We start from the raw sequence: 17,344 nt of genomic DNA, 5'->3' as shown, positions 1-17,344 counted from the left end.
TCAACGCTCGGCGGACTTGGCGAGGATGCGGCCCTTGAGCTCGTCGGTCAGCAGGCCGAGCTTTTCGGCGGCGACGTTGAACTCGGCTTCCGAGAACTTGGTGTCGTAGCCGTCGATCTTGCCGCCGCCGTAACCGCGGATCATGTCGGGCGTGACGCCGGGGGCCTTGTTCACGGTCTGGAAGGCGTCTTTCAGCTTCGCCTTCAGCGGCTCGGGCAGCTTCGAGTTGAGTGCCAGCGGCGGGTACGGAATGGGCATGCTGCGTGCCACCACCTTCACCGTCTTCGGGTCGACCACGCCCTGCTTCACGGCCTTCTCGTAGGAGTCGAAAGAGAGCGAAGCCACATCGACCTGGTCTTGCACCAGCGCGGCCAGGCTGCTGGCGTGGCTGCCGGTCATGCGGATGGCGCCGAGGTCCTTGGCCGGGTCCATGCCGGCATCGAGCAGCATCGCGACCTGGAAGGTGAAGCTCGAGGCCGAGTTGACGTCGCCGAAGGCCACGCGCTTGCCCTTGAGGTCCTTGACCGAGGCGATGGGCGCGTTGGCCTTGGCGAACATGCCCGCGTAGTAGACCGAGGCGCCCTTCTCCACGCCCACGGCCAGCAGCTGCGCGCAGCCGCGCTTGTTCGCCTGCACATACGACACGGGGCCGAAGAAGGCGATGTCGGCGAGCTGGTTGCACATGCCCTCGACCACCGCGCCGTACGACTGGCCGACCTTGAGGTCGAAGTTCAGGCCGGTGCTGCGCGTGATGGCGTTGAACACCGGCGCGTAGTCGGCCTTGGTGCCCGACTCGGTGCCGCCGTCGGCCGGGATCAGCAGCACGCGCAGCGGCCGCTCGCGCGAGCCGTCGGCCACCGATTGGGCCTGTGCCGCCAGCGGCAGCGCGGCAGTCAGCGAGAGGGCGGCGGCCGCAAGGGCCAGAAGCTTTTTCATGGTCGGTTCCTTCGTTTGGAAAGCGGTGGGCGTGCGGTTGCAACGCCCCGATGAAGAGAACTTTAGGAGCCGCAGATGACAGGGAAATGAAATAAGCTCATTTCAAAATTCAAATATCACTGAGCAATATTCAATAGAATCCGCCGCCACGGCCGAGCCCCTCAAGACGGCCCCACTCCCGGAGATCCATGAGCACGCATCACACGACAACAGGGACCACGAACGCAGGCGCCGTCCATGCGCTGGCGCAGGCCCGCCACCTGCTGGTCGACCTCGACGGCACGCTGGTGCGCCAGCAGGAAGCCATCGACGGCGCGGCCCGCCTGCTGGCGCACTTCCACGACCGCTACGCCATCGTGTCCAACAACTCCACGCACACGGCGCAGGGCCTGTCGGTGCGGCTGCGCAAGCTGGGCCTGCGCGTGCCGCCCGAACGCATCGTGCTGGCCGGCGAGCTCGCGGTGCGCCAGCTGGCGCAGCAGCATCCGCAGGCGCGCGTGCTGCTGGCCGCCAGCCCTGCCCTGCAGCGCTACGCGCGCGCGCAGGGCTGCCGGCTGGTGTCCGCGGAGGCCGAGGCCGACGTCGTGCTGCTCGCGCTCGACATGCACTTCAGCCACGCGCGCCTGTCGGTCATCGCGAACGCACTGCGCCGCGGCGCCAGGCTGATGGTGACCAACGCCGACGCCACGCACCCGGGCCCGCACGGGCGCGTGGTGCCCGAGACGGGCGCGCTGCTCGCGGCCGTGGTCGCGGCCAGCGGCGTGCAGCCGTGGTGCGTGGTCGGCAAGCCTGCGCCGCTGCTGTTCGAGGAAGGCCTGCGCCGCCTCGGCGCGCACGCCGGGCGCACGGTGGTGGTCGGCGACAACCCATTGACCGACGGCGAAGGCGCCGCGCGGCTCGGCCTGGCCTGCGTGCTGGTGGGTGAATCGCCGGGGGCGGTGGCGCCCACGGTGGCCGGGCTGCTCGTGCCGCCCGTCTCAGAAGCAGTGGAACCCGCGCCTCAGTACCGTTTGAGCGAGAGCACGTCGAAGGTCTGGCGCAGCGTGCGCACCGAGGTGTCGTAGTCCGACAGCGCCAGGCAGGCGATCAGCACGTCGATGATCGCCAGCTGCGCCAGCCGGCTCGTCATCGCCTCGGTGCGGAAGTTGGTTTCGCGCGCCATGGTGAACAGCAGCACGTCGGCAAAGGCCTGGATCGGCGACTTGCCGAAGTTGGTGATGCACACCGTGGCCGCGCCCGCCTCCTTCGCGAGGCGCGTGGCCGTCACCGTCTCGTGCGTGCTGCCCGAATGCGAAATCGTCAGCACCGCCGTCTTCGCATTCGTGAGCGAGGCGCTGATGGCCTGCACGTGCGAATCGACCACCACCTTGGCATTGAGGCCGATGCGCAGCATGCGGTAGTGCGCGTCCTCGGCGATGGTGGCCGAGCTGCCGATGCCGTAGATCTCGATGCGCTCGGCCTTGCGAAACAGCTGCACCGCACGCTCCATCGCTTTCGCGTCGAGCATCGACTGCGTGTCGTGCAGCGTCTGCACGTTGCTCTGGAAGATCTTGCGGATCACCGCGTCGGCCTTGTCCTGCGGGTCGAGGTCTTCGTGGATGAACTGCACCGGCCGCACGATCTCCTGCGCCAGAGCGATCTTGATCTGCTGGAAGCCCGTGGCGCCGAGGTTCTTGCACAGGCCGACGATGCTGCCTTCGCTCGAACCGGTGCGCTCCGCCACCTCGCTCACCGACATGTGGACCACTTCGCGCGGGTTCTTCACGATGAAGTCGGCGATGCGCTGGCCCACGGGCCCCAGCGAGGACCACAGGGTTTCGATGCGCGCCAGCACGGCGGACACCGGAACGTCGGATGCCTCGGCGGCGGGCGCCGCGGCAGCCTTGCCGCCGGTGGACTTGGACGTGCGGGGAGTGCTGTTGCGCTTCATGGGCCGCGAGCTTACCCGCCCTCGATGGCGGTTTCACGCACGCGGCTGGCCAGGCTCATGCGGGGTCTTCTATATTCGGCCGTTCCTCATTCGGAATTGGCTGCCTTGTGGTGACCCCCCGCCCCCTCATCTCTCATGACCACCGCCCTCCCCATCGACCGCCGGCTGCAACTCATCTCCGACACCCAGGTCGAGATCTACTGGTTCGCATCGAACGGATTCCTTCGCGCGGTGCTGGGCACGCACGATGGCCCGCAATGCGCGCCATCGTTTCGCTACCGGGTACTGTCTGGCGACAGCATCGAGCTGATCGGCGCCGACGGCATCATCGACACGTGGACCCGCATCCGCATCGAGGGTGACCTGCTCCATGCCGAATCCGGCGGCAAGCCCAAGGCTTTCCGCATCGCACCCGAAACCGCCGAAGAGAGTTCCAAGCAATGAAAGTCAAACGACTGGTCGCCAACTTCGCGACGCAGGATGTGGCACGCGCACAGGTCTTCTACGCCGACGTGCTCGGCCTCGACCTGCTGATGGACCACGGATGGATACGCACCTACGGTTCACAGGCCGAGATGAGCGTGCAGGTCAGCTTTGCGTCTGAAGGCGGTTCGGGCACACCGGTGCCCGACCTTTCCATCGAAGTCGACGATGTCGACACGGCGCTTGCGCGCATGCGGGCTGCCGGCTTTGCCATCGAATACGGCCCGGTCGACGAACCCTGGGGTGTGCGCCGTTTCTATGTCCGCGATCCGTTCGGGAAGCTCGTCAACGTCCTTGCGCACGCAGCCTGACGCGCGACGTTCCAACGAAAAAACGGGCCCCAAGGGCCCGTTCGTTCTTCAGGCAGCCGATGCAGGCATCGGCTTGCCGCAGCGACCTGGCTTACAGGCCAGCCTGGCGCGTGAACGACACGCTGGGCTTCTTGTAAGCGGCCGGCACTTCGTCGCGGTAGAACGCGCGGCGGTCGAGGCTGGCGAGCGGGTCGTGGGCCTTGGCGACGGCTTCAGCGCGGATCGTCGAGCGGTCGGCGGTCGAGGTGAAGGTCTGTGCGCCGGCGGTGGCGCCGTCGCTGTACTCGTTGCCGGCACGGGCGGCGGCCACGGCTTGCGACGCGACTTCCGAACGCGAGAGGGTCGAGTTCACGGTGTGCACGCCGTCATAGGTTTCGGCGTGGGCACCGGCAACAGCCAGGAGCGAGAGCGCAACGGCGGCGAGGGTCTTCGAGGCATTCATTTCAATCTCCTTCAGGTGGTGTGTCGATGGGATGAAGTTTGAACCTGAAGCGCCCCAAAAAACGGCAGCAAAAGGAATCGCGGCGTTCACGGGATTGAAACAATCGCGCGCCGCCTGCGCATGCGATGCGGCGGCCGGCCCCCTCTCCCCCAGAGGGAACGCACGAAAAAGTTCTCGCTGCCGGCGTTCCTTGCATGCGCCCAACGCATGCAAGGAATGCACGCCGAACCCTCAGTGCGAGATCATCCAGGGCCGCCGCGACGGGGCCGATTTCGCACCGTTCGGCGCGGTCTGCGTGGCACTGCGCCGCGACGATCCCGAGCAGCAACCGCAGCCCGAGGGATGCCGCAGCCGCGCATAGTCGCGCGAGCTCGCGGGCTCATGCCGCGCGCGTTCGTTGGTGGCCATCGCGTGGCGCGTGTCGGCGGCCATCAGCGCCAGGCGCGGCGCGGCCGTGAACACGCGCGGCGAAGCCGTGCCGCAATCGGGGCAGGCGGCGGGCTCGTCGCGCTGGCCCGAAGGCCGCAGCGATTCGAAGCCGCCGCACTGCCCGCAGGCGTAGTCGTAGGTCGGCATGCGTACAGCCTTCTCTTCAGCGCAGGTCGTGCGACAGCGGCATGTCCACGCTGCCGTCGATGAACTTCACCGGCCCCGAGGCGTTCGGGTTGATGTCGAAGTCGAAGATGCCCGTGGGCAGCCACAGCGTGGCGCACGAATTCGGCACGTCGACCACGCCGCTGATGTGGCCCTGCACCGGTGCCGTGCCCAGGATCGAATAGGCCTGCGCGCCCGAGTAGCCGAACTTCTTCAGGTACTCGATGGCGTTCAGGCAGGCCTGGCGGTAGGCCACGTTCACGTCCAGGTAGTGCTGCTTGCCGCTCTCGTCGACCGAGATGCCTTCGAAGATCAGGTAGTCGTTGTACTGCGGCGTGATCGGGCTGGGCTTGAAGATCGGGTTCTTGATGCCGTACTTCGCCATGCCGCCCTTGATGAGCGTGACCTTCATGTGCACCCAGCCGGCCATCTCGATGGCGCCGCAGAAGGTGATCTCGCCGTCGCCCTGGCTGAAGTGCAGGTCGCCCACGCTCAGGCCCGCGCCGTCGACGTACACGGGGAAAAACACCTTCGAGCCGCGCGACAAATCCTTGATGTCGCAGTTGCCGCCGTGCTCGCGCGGCGGCACGGTGCGCGCGCCCTCCGCTGCGGCCTTCGCCCTCGCTTCACCGGTCATCTTGCCCATGTGGGCGGTGCCGGCGAACGGCGGGTTCGCAAGGCCGGGCACGCGGTCCGGGTCGGTGGCGATGAGCTTGCCTTCGCGTTCGTTCCACATGTCGAGCATGGGCTTGTCGGGCAGGCAGCCGATCAGGCCGGGGTGGATGAGGCCCGCGAAGTTCACGCCCGGAATGTGGCGCGAGCTCGTGAACATGCCCTTGAAGTCCCAGATCGATTTCTGCGCCTCGGGAAAGTGATCGGTGAGGAAACCGCCGCCGTTCTTCTTCGAGAAGAAGCCGTTGAAGCCCCACAGGCTGTCCTGCTTGGCGCCGATGTCCAGCAGGTCGACCACCAGCAGGTCGCCGGGCTCGGCGCCCTTCACGCCCACCGGGCCCGAGAGGTAGTGCACCGTGCTCAGGTCGATGTCGCGCACATCGTCGGCGCTGTCGTTGTTCTTGATGAAGCCGCCGGTCCAGTCGAAGGTCTCCAGTATGAAGTCGTCGCCCGGGTTGACCCAGCAGGCCATCGGAATGTCCGGGTGCCAGCGGTTGTGGATGTTCTCGTTCTCGGTGGGCGGCTTGGTCAGGTCGACCTTGATCAGCGTGTCCGTCATGTGCAGTGGCTCCTGGGGTTGTGGTTAGACAGAGAGATAGGCTTTGATGTGTTCCACATCGGTCTTGTCGCGCGCGGTCTCGTGCACGAGCCGGCCGCCTTCGATGACGAACAGCCGGTCGGCCACGTCCATCGCGAAGCTCAGCACCTGCTCGGACACGACGATGGTGATGCCGCGCAGCTTGCGGATCTCGTTGAGCGCCTTGGCGATGTCCTTGATGATCGAAGGCTGGATGCCCTCGGTGGGCTCGTCGAGCAGCAGCACCTTGGGGTCGGTGACGAGCGCGCGCGCAATGGCGAGCTGCTGTTGCTGGCCGCCGGAGAGGTTGCCGCCCTTGCGGCTTTTCATGTCCCACAGCACGGGGAACAGCGCGTAGATTTCCTCGGGGATGCGGCGGGTCTTCGAGTTCTCCAGGCCGGTCTGGATGTTCTCTTCCACCGTCAGCGTCGGGAAGATCATCCGGCCCTGCGGCACGTAGGCGATGCCCTTGGCCACGCGGCGAAAGCTCTCGTCGCGCGACACGTCCTGCCCCGCCACCTCGATGCGCCCGCTCTTGATCGGCAGCACGCCCATGAGGCTCTTGAACAGCGTGGTCTTGCCCATGCCGTTGCGGCCCATGATGGCGATGGTTTCGTTGGCATGGCCCACGAACGAGATGCCGTGCAGCGCCTCGCTCTGGCCGTAGGCGGTGTGCAGGTCGTCGACCTTCAGCATGATGGTGCTCATGGTTCAGTGGCCCAGGTAGACGTCGATGACCTTCGGGTCCGCCTGCACCTTCTCCATCGGCCCTTCGGCGAGGATCTTTCCCTGGTGCATCACGGTGACCTTGTGCGCGATCTGCTTGACGAAAGCCATGTCGTGTTCGATGACGATCACGGCGCGGTTGCGGCAGATGCGCTGCAGCAGGTCGGCCGTGAGCTCGCGCTCGCGCGCACTCATGCCGGCAATGGGCTCGTCGAGCATCAGGAGCTCGGGCTCCTGCATCAACAGCATGCCGATCTCCAGCCACTGCTTCTGGCCGTGGCTCAGGAGGCCGGCTTCTGTGCCGAGCTTGTCGGCCAGGCCGATCTCCGTGGCGATGGCCTGCACCTTGCCCTTGACCTCGTCGTCGCACTGGAAGGCCAGCGCGCCGAACACCGAGCGCCCCTTCGGAAACGACACCTCCAGGTTCTGGAACACGCTGAGGTTCTCGTAGATCGACGGCGTCTGGAACTTGCGGCCGATGCCCAGCCGCACGCGCTTGTGCTCTGCCATCTTCGTGAGTTCGGTGTTCTTGAACTTGATGCTGCCGGCGCTGGCGCGCGTCTTGCCGCAGATCAGATCGAGCAGCGTGGTCTTGCCGGCGCCGTTGGGGCCGATGATCACGCGCAGCTCGTTCTTGTCGATGTACAGCGTCAGGTCGTCGATGGCCTTGAAGCCGTCGAAGGAGACGCTGAGGTCTTCCACGGCGAGGGCGAAGTCGGTGTTGCTCATGGGGTGGGGCTCCGGTGTCGGTCAGGCGCGCTGGCGGCCGATGCCTTCGGGCAGCGCGGGCTCGGCCTGCGGCGCGGCGACAGGTGAAGGGGCCGACACGGCGGCGGGCGGCGGCTTCGTCGCGGCGTCGCGCAGAGCTTGGCGGCGCGAGGCCCACCACGGCTTGATCGTGTCTTCCCACAGGCCGGCCAGGCCCATCGGGAAGGCCATGGTCACGCCGATGAAGAGCGCGGCCATCAGGAACAGCCACAGGTCGGGAAAGCTCTCGGAGAACAGCGTCTTGCCCGCGTTCACCAGCAGCGCGCCGTACACCGCGCCCACCAGGCTCATGCGGCCGCCGACGGCGCAGAAGATCACCATCTCGATCGAGGGCACGATACCCACGAAGCTCGGCGACATGAAGCCCACCTGCAACGCGAACATCGCACCGCCGATGCCCGAGAGCCCGGCCGCCAGGCAGAAGGTGAAGACCTTGAAGTTCGACACGTCGTAGCCCGAGAAGCGCACGCGGTCTTCCTTGTCGCGCATGGCCAGCAGCAGCGTGCCCAGCTTGCTGGTCTGCACCCAGCGGCACAGCACGATGCTGGCCACCAGCAGGCCCACGCAGACGTAGTAGAGGATGTACTTGGCGCTGTCGGTGCGGGTGTCCCAGCCCAGCAGCGTCTTCAGGTCGGTCATGCCGTTCACGCCGCCCGTGTAGCCCTGCTGGCCGATGATGAGCACCGTGCAGATCAGCGCCACCGCCTGCGTGATGATCGCGAAGTACACGCCGCCCACGCGGCGCTTGAACATCGCGAAGCTGATGAGCCAGGCCAGCGCCATCGGCGCCAGCACCACCAGCGCCAGGCTCAGCGGCAGGCTCTTGAACGGCAGCCACAGCGTGGGCAGCTCGGTGATCTGGTTCCAGTCCATGAAGTCCGGGATGCCGGGCGTCGACTGGATCTTGGTGGTGATCGGGTCGGAGGCTTCGAGCTTCAGGAACATCGCCATCGCATAGCCGCCGATGCCGAAGAACACGCCCTGCCCCAGGCTCAACACGCCGCCGTAGCCCCACACCATGACGAGGCCCACGGCCACGAAGGCGTAGCTGAGGTACTTGCCCACGAGGTTGAGGCGGAAGATGTCGAGCGACAGCGGCAGCACCACCGCGAGCAGCAGCACCAGCAGCAGGAGGCTGCCGAGCTGGTAGCGCCGGATCGAGGCCTTGAGGAAATTCATCGGGAGGTTCTCCGGGAAGGAATCGGGTTCAGCGACGGACCTTGACTGCGAACAAGCCCTGGGGGCGCATCATCAGGATCAGGACGATCAGCGACAGCGTCAGCACCTTGGCCATCGAGCCGGTCATGAAGAACTCCGAGATCGACTGCGTCTGCGCAATGCCGAAGGCCGAGACCACCGTGCCCAGCAGGCTGGCCGCGCCGCCGAAGGTGACGACCAGGAAGGCGTCGACGATGTACAGCGACCCCGAGGTCGGCCCGGTCGAGCCGATGGTGGTGAAGGCCGCGCCCGCCACGCCGGCAATGCCGCAGCCGATGGCAAAGGTGAGGCGGTCGGTCTTCTTGGTGTCGATGCCGGTGGCGTTCGCCATGGTGCGGTTGGCCACGGTGGCGCGCACCCGCAGGCCCCAGCGGCTCTTGTGCAAGGCGATGAGCACGCCGCCCGTGACCAGCGCGGTGAGCGCCAGCACGAACAGGCCGTTGATCGGAATGTCCAGGCCTTCATGCGGCGTCCACGAGCCCATGAGCCACTCGGGCAGCGTGGGGCTCACTTCCTTCGGTCCGATGAAGGTGCGGAAGATCTGCTGCAGGCCCAGGCTCACGCCCCAGGTGGCGAGCAGCGTGTCGAGTGGCCGCTTGTACAAGTGGCGGATCAGCGCCCACTCCACGAGCCAGCCTGCGATGAAGGCGAACACGAAGGCCAGCCCGATCGCGATCGGAAAGTAGTACGGCATGAGCGAGGGCGCCATGCGCTCGGTCACCTGCGCGGCCAGGAAGATCGAATAGGCGCCGATGGTCATGAACTCGCCATGCGCCATGTTGATCACGCCCATCTGCCCGAAGATGATCGCGAGCCCGAGGCCCATGAGCAGCAGCACCGCGAAGAGGCTCAGCCCCGCGAAGCCCTGCATCAGGCCGATGTTCATCATGTCCGAGAGGCTCATTGCGCAATATCCGGTAAGGGTCAGGGAACAAGTCGTGAGACACCGCGGAACCGGCTTTGCCGGGCCGCAGGTGTCGCCCCCTTGAGGGGGAGGCGGCTACACGAAGTGAGCCGCTTCGGGGGAGTTACTGATACCCCTTGGGGAACGGATCGGGCTTGATGAGCTCGCCCGATTCGGCAACCACCTTGAAGCTGCCATCCAGCTGCCCCTGCCCGATGCGCGCCTTGCTCCACAAGTGATGGTTCGCATCCAGCTTCACGTAGCCCTCCGGCGCCGTCTTCAGCTCGATGCCCGGCGACGCCGCCACCACCTTGTCGATGTCGAAGCTGCCCGCCTTCTCCACCGCAGCCTTCCACAGCCACGGGCCGAGGTAGCCCGCCTGCGTCACGTCGCCGATCACCGCGTCCTTGCCGTACTTGGCCTTGAAGGCGGCCACGAACTTCTTGTTGTTCTCGTTGTCCAGCGTCTGGAAGTACTTCATCGACGAGTAGAAGCCCGCGAAGTTCTCGCCGCCCACGCCGGTCATCTCGTCTTCGGTCACGGCCAGCGTCAGCAGGAACTGCTTGTCGCCGGTGATGCCCGCGGCCTTGAGCTGCTTGTAGAAGGCCACGTTCGAGCCGCCCACCACCGCCGCGAAGATGCAGTCGGGCTTGGCCACCTTGATCTTGTTGATCAGCGAGTTGAAGTTGGTGTGGCCCAGCGGGTAGTACTCCTCGCCCTTGACCGAACCCTTCTGGAAGTTCTCGATGTGCTTGCGCGCGATCTTCATCGAGGTGCGCGGCCAGATGTAGTCGGAGCCGACCAGGAAGAAGGTCTTGGCCTTCTTCTCCTTCGCGCCCCAGTCCAGGCCCCAGATGATCTGCTGCGTGGCTTCCTGGCCCGTGTAGATCACGTTCTTGCTCTGCTCCAGGCCTTCGTAGAAGGTCGGGTAGTACAAGAGGCCGTTCTCTTTTTCGAACACCGGCAGCACGGCCTTGCGCGAGGCGCTGGTCCAGCAGCCGAACACGGCCGCGACCTTGTCGTTGACCAGCAGCTTCTTCGACTTCTCGGCGAAGGTGGGCCAGTCGGAGGCGCCGTCTTCCTTGATGACCTTGATCTTGCGGCCCAGGATGCCGCCCATCGCGTTGATCTGGTCGATGGCCAGTTGCTCGGCCTGGATGGAACCCGTCTCCGAGATGGCCATCGTGCCGGTGGACGAATGCAGTTGGCCCACCGTGACTTCGGTGTCGGTCACCGCGAGCTTGGTGGTGTTGACCTTGGCCGTGGGGAACTGCCCCTGGCCGAAGCTCAGGCCACTCAGGCCCATCACGGGCAGCGCGGCGGCGCCCTGCAGCAGGCGGCGGCGGCGCAGTGCCATGGCATCGAGGGAAGAAGGATCGGAATCACGCGACATCAGGAACTCCAGGCAGGTTGAAAGAAGAGTGAGCCGCGCACCATCGCAGTGCATCGGACGGTGCTGCGAGCACCATGGCTGGTACTTTAGAAATCACTTGCGTCCTCGCGAATACGTCATTCAACGTAGCGATGCGCCCCTGCCCGGGCCGCAGACTCGCGAGCAGACAAGGCACGAGACAGCAGGGAGCGCTTCTTGCTGTACCTGCCGCATGCCACCGTTGCCGCCGCCGCGAGAACCCGCCATGACATCCGTCTCCGGACAGAAGATCTTTCGCATCCGCCGCGACTACAACGCCTGGGTCGCGAACGAAACGCTGGAGGACTACGCGCTGCGCTACACACCGCGCAGCTTTCGCAAGTGGTCGGAGTTCCGCGTGGCCAACGCGGCCTTCGGCGCCACCTCGTTCCTGGCGCTGGAGGCCATCGGCGGCGCCATCGCGCTGAGCTACGGCTTCTCGAACGCGCTGTGGGCGATCCTGGTGGTGGGGCTCATCACCTTCCTCACGGGCCTGCCCATCTCGTACTACGCCGCGCGCCACGGCGTGGACATGGACCTGCTCACGCGCGGCGCCGGCTTCGGCTACCTGGGCTCCACGCTCACCTCGCTGATCTACGCGAGCTTCACCTTCATCTTCTTCGCGCTCGAGGCGGCCATCCTCGCGCTGGCGCTGCAGATGTACCTCGATTGGCCGCTATGGCTGCTGTACCTCGTGTCGTCGATCGTGATCATTCCGCTGGTGGCGCGCGGCATCACGCTCATCTCGGGGCTGCAGCTGTGGACGCAGCCGATCTGGATCGTGCTGTTCGTCTGCCCCTTCATCGCGGTGATGGTGAAGAAGCCCGAGCTGTATGCCGACTTCACCGGCCTCGTGGGCCGCACCTCGGACAGCAGCGGCTTCGATCCGCTGATGTTCGGCGCGGCGGCCACCGTGGCCTTCTCGCTCGTGGTGCAGATCGGCGAGCAGGTCGACTACCTGCGCTTTTTGCCCGAGAAGACCGCCGCCAACCGCGGCCGCTGGTGGACCGCGGTGCTGGTCGCCGGGCCGGGCTGGATCGTGCCGGGCATGCTGAAGATGATGGGCGGCGCGTTCCTGGCCTTCCTGGCGCTGCAGCACGAGATACCGGCCAACCACGCGATCGAGCCCACGCAGATGTACCTCACGGGCTTCTCGTACGTGCTGCGCGACCCGGCGTGGGTGCTGGGCATCACGGTGCTGTTCGTGGTGGTCTCGCAGATGAAGATCAACCTGACCAACGCCTACGCGGGCTCGCTGGCGTGGTCGAACTTCTTCGCCCGGCTCACGCACAGCCACCCGGGGCGCGTGGTGTGGCTGGTGTTCAACGTGGCCATCGCGATCCTGCTGATGGCGCTGGGCGTGTTCGCCGCGCTGGAGCACGTGCTGGGCTTCTACAGCAACATCGCCATCGCCTGGGTCGGCGCGCTGGTGGCCGACCTGGTCATCAACAAGCCGCTGGGCTGGAGCCCGAAGACCATCGAGTTCAAGCGCGCGCACCTGTACGACATCAACCCCGTGGGCCTGGTCGCGATGCTGGTGGCGGCGGCGCTGGCGATGCTGGCCTACTCGGGCGCGCTGGGCCAGTGGGCGCGGGCCTTCTCGCCCTTCATCGCGCTGGCCACGGCCATGGCCGTGTCGCCGCTGCTGGCGTGGCGAACGCGCGGGCGCTACTACCTGGCGCGCACCGACATCGACCGCTGGACGCCGGGCCAGAGCGTGAAATGCTCGGTGTGCGACAACAGCTTCGAGTCGGAAGACATGGCGCACTGTCCGGCCTACAGCGCACCGATCTGCTCGCTGTGCTGCACGCTCGAATCGCGCTGCCACGACCGCTGCAAGACCGACTCGCGCGCCGCCGAGCAGATGAGCGGCTGGCTGCAGGCGCTGCTGCCGCCCGCGCTGTCGGCGCGGCTCAACTTTCGTGTGGCGCATTACCTGCTGGTCGCCACCTCGCTCATCGCGCTCTTGGCCACGGTGGTGGGCGTGGTCTACGCGCAGGAGGCCATCGCGGGCACCATCGATTCGGCGATGGCGACGGCCTTTCTCAAAGTGTTCGCGCTGCTCTCGGTGATCGCCGCCGTGGCCGCGTGGTGGGTGGTGCTGGGCAGCGAGAGCCGGCAGATGGCGCAGGAAGAGTCGAACCGCCACAACAACCTGCTTGCGCTCGAGATCGAAGCGCACCGCCGCACCGACGCCGCGCTGCAGACCGCCAAGGAAGCCGCCGAAGCCGCCAACCAGGCCAAGACGCGCTACGTGGCGGGCATGACGCACGAGCTGCGCACGCCGCTCAACAGCATCCTGGGGTACTCGCAGATCCTGCTCAAGGGCGGCGACGCGGCCCTGCCGCCGCGCGAGGCGGTGCAGACCATCCACCGCAGCGGCGAGCACATGCTGGGCCTCATCGACGGGCTGCTCGACCTGGCGCGCATCGAGGCCGGCCGGCTGCAGCTGGAGCCCTCGCCGCTGGCGCTGCCGGCCTTTCTCGACCAGGTGGTGCAGATGGTGCGCCCGCAGGCCGAAGCCAAGGGCCTGGCGTTCGTCTACACGCATGCGGGCCGGCTGCCGCCGTGGGTGCATGCCGACGTGAAGTGGCTGCGCCAGATTCTCATCAACCTGCTGACCAACGCCGTGCGCTTCACCGACAGCGGCACCGTCACGCTGCACGTGGACGCGCGGCGCGAGGTGCTGCGCTTCGACGTGGTCGACACCGGCATCGGCGTGGCGCCGCAGGACCGCCAGCGCATCTTTTTGCCCTTCGAGCGCGGCGCCGCGGGCCGCCGGCGCGGCGAGCCGGGGACGGGGCTGGGCCTGACCATCACCGGGCTGCTCACTTCGCTCATGGGCGGCGAGCTCAAGCTGGCGTCGACCTCGTCGGCGGGCAGCACCTTCAGCGTGCGCGTGTACCTGCGTGAGGTCTCCGACCCCGGCCCGCAGGCGGGCTCACGCGAGCCGGTGTCGGGCTACCTTGGCGAGCGCCGCACGCTGCTGGTGGTGGACGACCAGCCGGTGCAGCGCCAGATGCTGGCCGGCATGCTCGCGCCGCTGGGCTTCACAGTGCGCGAGGCGGCCAGCGGCACCGAGTGCCTGGACAGCCTGCGCGAAGAGCTGCCTTCGGCCATCCTGCTGGACCTGACGATGGACGACATGGACGGCTGGCAGACCGCGCGCTCGGTGCGGGCCTCGGGCTTCGCCGAGCTGCCGATCATCATCGTCTCAGCCAACATGTTCGAGAACCAGGCCGACCGGCTGCGCGCCGCGGGCTGCCAGGCCTTCGTGGGCAAGCCGGTGATCGAGTCGGAACTCATCGCCACGCTGGAGCGGCACCTGGGGCTCGAATGGCTGGCCATCGGCGACGCCCTGCCGCCGCCCGCCGACCCCGACCTGGCGCCGCCGCGCCCGCCCCTGCTCGCACTCGGCGAAGACGACCGCGCCGACCTCATGCGCCTGGTGCAGATGGGCCACGTGCGCGGCCTGCACACCGCGCTCGACCGGCTGGCCGCGGCCTCGCCCGCCGCGGCGGCCACCTGCACCTGGCTGCGCGGCATGGTCGCGCGCTTCGAACTCGACAACCTCCGCAACGCACTGGCAGAAGATGCAGACACTCCCCTCGCCCGGTCATGAATCCGAACGCCCCGTCGTGCTGGTGGTGGACGACGCCCCCAGCAGCCTGGGCATGCTGTGCGACACGCTCGAGGCCAGCGGCTACACCGTGCTGGTGGCGGCCGACGGCGAGGCCGCACTGCAGCGGCTCGAGCTGGTGGTGCCCGACGCGATATTGCTCGACGGCCTCATGCCCGGCCTCTCGGGCTTCGAGACCTGCCGGCGCATCAAGGCCAACGCGGCGCTGGCGCACATCCCGGTGCTGTTCATGACGGGCCTGTCGGAAACCGCGCACGTGGTCGAGGGCTTCGAGTGCGGCGGCGTCGACTACGTGGTAAAGCCGATCCGCGCGCAGGAGGTGCTGGCGCGCCTGCACACCCACACGCGCAACGCCCGCATCACGCGCATGGCGCGCGACGCGGTCGACGTGGCGGGCATGGGCGTGGTGTTCGTCGACACGCGCGGGCGCATCGCCTGGCGCTCGCCGCAGGCCGCGCTGTGGTTGCATGCACTCGAAGACCCGGTGGCGCCGGGGCGCCTGCCCGCCTCGGTGGAGCCCGCGCTGGCGCCGGGCGCGTCGATCGCCATCGGCACCGCCACGGGCATGCGCCTGTCGGTGCGCAACCTGGGCGCGGCGGCGCTCGGCGAGACCATGCTGCTGTTCGCCATCCAGCGCGAAGGCCCGGCCGCGCGCCTGGCCGATGCGGCCCTCACGCCGCGCGAGACCGAGGTGCTGTCCTGGCTCGCCAAGGGCAAGACCAACCGCGACATCGGCGAGATCCTGGGCACCAGCCCGCGCACGGTGAACAAGCACCTGGAGCACATCTTCGAGAAGCTGGGGGTGGAGACCCGCGCGGCGGCTGCGGCACTGGCGAGCGGCATGTAAAGCCCCACGGGGTAACCGCCCCCGCGGCGCTAGGCTATCGCCCCCAAAGGCGCCGGTTGCGCTCAGAATGCGAAAGCCACAGGAGAGAGACATGCTTTCAAGCCTGCTGACCTTCCCGCCCCGCGAGAGCGCCTACCGGCGCAAGTTCCTGAACAACACGGACGAGAACCTCTTCATGGGGTCGTTCGAGAGCTTCGAGGCGGCCGAGGCCGGCGCGCCGCCCACCAAGGCCGTCGGCTACGCCAACGCCGACGCGGGCGAGCTCTACAGCCCGCAGATCTATTTCTACGACTATCCCGGCCTCTTCTGGCTGGGCCGCTCCATCGACGCGGGCCTGACGCGCGTGTTCGACCTGGGCGGGCACGTCGGCATCAAGTACTACGCCTTCCGGCGCGTGCTGACCTACCCCGAGACCCTGCGCTGGACGGTGTGCGACGTGCCCGGCGTGGTCGAGAGCGGCCGCGCGATGGCCGTCAAGCGCGAAGCGACCGGGCAGCTCGGCTTCACCACCGACTACCGCGACGCGAGCGGCTGCGACGTGCTGTACGTGTCGGGCAGCCTGCAGTACCTGCCGATGCGCATGGACGCGATTCTTTCCGCGCTCGCCGTGAAGCCCCGGCGCATCGTCATGAACACCACGGCCGTGCACCCCGAGCGCACGATCTACACGCTCAACAGCATCGGCGTGGCCGTGTGCGCCTACCGCATCCAGCACCACGACGAGCTGCTGGCCGACCTGGCACGCGCCGGCTACCGCAAGCGCGACGTGTGGCGCAACGAGGGCAAGCCGATCGAGGTGCCCTTCGTCGATGGCGGGGACAAGCCTTACTACGCGGGCTGTTGTTTCGACCTCATCGCCTGATCACCCGCGGGTGCATCGGCCCGGCCCGGCCGGGCTCGAAAACCGCTTGACGGCCCCCGAAAAGATATTAAAGTGATATCACTTTTAACGGAGGCCCCATGCAAGACACGACGACCCCCACCCCACCGCGCAAGGTCCGCAAGGAGCGCCCCTACCGGTCCGTCAACGGCTACGGCCTCGTGGCCGTGTCGCTGGTGCTGATCGGGCTGGGCGCCTGGGCCCTCGTGCAGCGGATGATGCCGCTGCCCATGAACGTCTTGCTGATCGTCGCGGGCGTGGCGCTGCTGCCGGGGCTGTACATGCTGCAGCCGAACGAGGGCATCATCCTCACGCTGTTCGGCGAATACCAGGGCACCGACCGCACCGAGGGCCTGCGCTGGACCAACCCGTTCCAGGCCGGCCAGAAGATCTCGCTGCGCGCGCGCAACCTGAACACGCCGCCGCTGAAGGTGAACGACAAGCGCGGCAACCCGGTGGAGATCGGCGCGGCCGTGGTCTGGCGCGTGCACGACACGGCGCAGGCCGTGTTCGAGATCGACGACTACAACAAGTTCGTCGCCATCCAGTCCGAAGCCGCCATCCGCCACCTGGCCACGCTCTATGCCTACGACAGCGGCGACGACCTGCAGAGCGACGAGGTCACGCTGCGCGCCGGCCTGGACGTGGTGGCCGATGCCCTCAAGGCCGAGCTGAACCAGCGCTTTGCCAGCGCCGGCGTCGAGGTGCTCGACGCCAAGCTCACCCACCTGGCCTATGCGCCCGAGATCGCCCAGGTGATGCTGCGGCGCCAGCAGGCCGTGGCCATCGTGAGCGCGCGGCACCAGATCGTGGCGGGCGCGGTGGGCATGGTCGAGGCCGCCCTCAAGGGGCTGTCGGAGCGCAACCTCGTCGTGCTCGACGACGAGCGCAAGGCCTCGATGGTGTCGAACCTGCTGGTGGTACTGTGCTCGGACCGCGAAACCCAGCCCGTGGTCAACACGGGCACGCTCTACACCTGATGCATCCACGGCACCTGTTCACCGC

Annotated in this window: 17 protein-coding genes; 7 read left to right on the top strand and 10 right to left on the bottom strand. The window is 67.3% G+C overall.

Going from position 1 to position 17,344, the window contains the following annotated elements; genetic code table 11:
* Nucleotides 1-936, bottom strand: a complete 936-nt coding sequence (locus AC07O4_RS12410; RefSeq protein WP_070060360.1) for a phosphate/phosphite/phosphonate ABC transporter substrate-binding protein — start codon at nucleotides 934-936, stop codon at nucleotides 1-3.
* Between the two features lie 188 nt (nucleotides 937-1,124).
* Here AC07O4_RS12410 and AC07O4_RS12405 point away from each other — a divergent pair, with 188 nt between their 5' ends.
* Nucleotides 1,125-2,000: an HAD-IIA family hydrolase gene (locus AC07O4_RS12405; RefSeq protein WP_495304690.1), complete on the top strand. Its 876-nt coding sequence runs from the start codon at nucleotides 1,125-1,127 to the stop codon at nucleotides 1,998-2,000.
* Here AC07O4_RS12405 and AC07O4_RS12400 read toward each other — a convergent pair.
* Complete coding sequence (locus AC07O4_RS12400) at nucleotides 1,937-2,866, bottom strand: MurR/RpiR family transcriptional regulator (protein WP_223301301.1); 930 nt, start codon at nucleotides 2,864-2,866, stop codon at nucleotides 1,937-1,939. The two genes, AC07O4_RS12405 and AC07O4_RS12400, sit on opposite strands and share 64 nt — an antisense overlap.
* A gap of 135 nt (nucleotides 2,867-3,001) precedes the next feature.
* Between AC07O4_RS12400 and AC07O4_RS12395 the strand changes: the two genes are divergently transcribed.
* Together AC07O4_RS12395 and AC07O4_RS12390 are read left to right on the top strand one after the other, a co-directional pair.
* Nucleotides 3,002-3,310: a hypothetical protein gene (locus AC07O4_RS12395; protein WP_495304689.1), complete on the top strand. Its 309-nt coding sequence runs from the start codon at nucleotides 3,002-3,004 to the stop codon at nucleotides 3,308-3,310.
* Nucleotides 3,307-3,660: a VOC family protein gene (locus AC07O4_RS12390; protein ID WP_070060357.1), complete on the top strand. Its 354-nt coding sequence runs from the start codon at nucleotides 3,307-3,309 to the stop codon at nucleotides 3,658-3,660. Before AC07O4_RS12395 ends, AC07O4_RS12390 begins: the two co-directional genes overlap by 4 nt.
* Before the next feature lie 91 nt (nucleotides 3,661-3,751).
* Here AC07O4_RS12390 and AC07O4_RS12385 read toward each other — a convergent pair whose 3' ends face one another.
* From AC07O4_RS12385 to urtA, 8 genes are all read right to left on the bottom strand, one after another.
* Nucleotides 3,752-4,102 (bottom strand): hypothetical protein, encoded by a 351-nt coding sequence (locus tag AC07O4_RS12385; RefSeq protein ID WP_056582144.1) that lies wholly within the window; start codon nucleotides 4,100-4,102, stop codon nucleotides 3,752-3,754.
* 231 nt (nucleotides 4,103-4,333) lie between these two features.
* Entirely contained in the window at nucleotides 4,334-4,678 is a 345-nt protein-coding gene (locus AC07O4_RS12380) for a zinc ribbon domain-containing protein (RefSeq protein ID WP_139701700.1), read from the bottom strand.
* 16 nt (nucleotides 4,679-4,694) lie between these two features.
* On the bottom strand, nucleotides 4,695-5,927 hold the full coding sequence (gene fmdA, locus AC07O4_RS12375; protein ID WP_487847153.1) for a formamidase: 1,233 nt from the start codon (nucleotides 5,925-5,927) through the stop codon (nucleotides 4,695-4,697).
* 24 nt (nucleotides 5,928-5,951) lie between these two features.
* Nucleotides 5,952-6,641: an urea ABC transporter ATP-binding subunit UrtE gene (gene urtE / locus AC07O4_RS12370; protein ID WP_062478384.1), complete on the bottom strand. Its 690-nt coding sequence runs from the start codon at nucleotides 6,639-6,641 to the stop codon at nucleotides 5,952-5,954.
* Between the two features lie 15 nt (nucleotides 6,642-6,656).
* Entirely contained in the window at nucleotides 6,657-7,400 is a 744-nt protein-coding gene (gene urtD, locus AC07O4_RS12365) for an urea ABC transporter ATP-binding protein UrtD (protein ID WP_062478314.1), read from the bottom strand.
* 21 nt (nucleotides 7,401-7,421) lie between these two features.
* A complete protein-coding gene (gene urtC, locus AC07O4_RS12360) occupies nucleotides 7,422-8,618 on the bottom strand; it encodes an urea ABC transporter permease subunit UrtC (protein ID WP_495304688.1) in 1,197 nt (398 codons plus the stop codon).
* Nucleotides 8,619-8,646: 28 nt separating this feature from the next.
* On the bottom strand, nucleotides 8,647-9,561 hold the full coding sequence (gene urtB / locus AC07O4_RS12355) for an urea ABC transporter permease subunit UrtB (protein WP_139701702.1): 915 nt from the start codon (nucleotides 9,559-9,561) through the stop codon (nucleotides 8,647-8,649).
* Nucleotides 9,562-9,685: 124 nt separating this feature from the next.
* The gene (gene urtA, locus AC07O4_RS12350; RefSeq protein WP_062478305.1) at nucleotides 9,686-10,954 is read right to left on the bottom strand and encodes an urea ABC transporter substrate-binding protein; all 1,269 of its coding nucleotides are present in this window, start codon (nucleotides 10,952-10,954) and stop codon (nucleotides 9,686-9,688) included.
* A 244-nt stretch (nucleotides 10,955-11,198) separates the two neighbouring features.
* On the opposite strand from urtA, the gene AC07O4_RS12345 reads away from it, so the two are divergent.
* From AC07O4_RS12345 to AC07O4_RS12330, 4 genes are all read left to right on the top strand, one after another.
* Entirely contained in the window at nucleotides 11,199-14,594 is a 3,396-nt protein-coding gene (locus AC07O4_RS12345; protein WP_495304687.1) for a hybrid sensor histidine kinase/response regulator, read from the top strand.
* Complete coding sequence (locus AC07O4_RS12340) at nucleotides 14,566-15,459, top strand: response regulator transcription factor (RefSeq protein WP_062474629.1); 894 nt, start codon at nucleotides 14,566-14,568, stop codon at nucleotides 15,457-15,459. The genes AC07O4_RS12345 and AC07O4_RS12340 overlap by 29 nt, the downstream gene beginning before the upstream one ends.
* Before the next feature lie 91 nt (nucleotides 15,460-15,550).
* Complete coding sequence (locus AC07O4_RS12335; RefSeq protein ID WP_495304686.1) at nucleotides 15,551-16,321, top strand: TIGR04325 family methyltransferase; 771 nt, start codon at nucleotides 15,551-15,553, stop codon at nucleotides 16,319-16,321.
* Nucleotides 16,322-16,419: 98 nt separating this feature from the next.
* The gene (locus AC07O4_RS12330) at nucleotides 16,420-17,319 is read left to right on the top strand and encodes an SPFH domain-containing protein (RefSeq protein ID WP_495304685.1); all 900 of its coding nucleotides are present in this window, start codon (nucleotides 16,420-16,422) and stop codon (nucleotides 17,317-17,319) included.
* Nucleotides 17,320-17,344: the final 25 nt, after the last annotated feature.

The organism is Variovorax sp. GW821-FHT09D04, from assembly GCF_059416405.1.
Note: the sequence above shows the minus strand (reverse complement) of the source record. Positions and strands in the feature narration are given on the sequence as shown.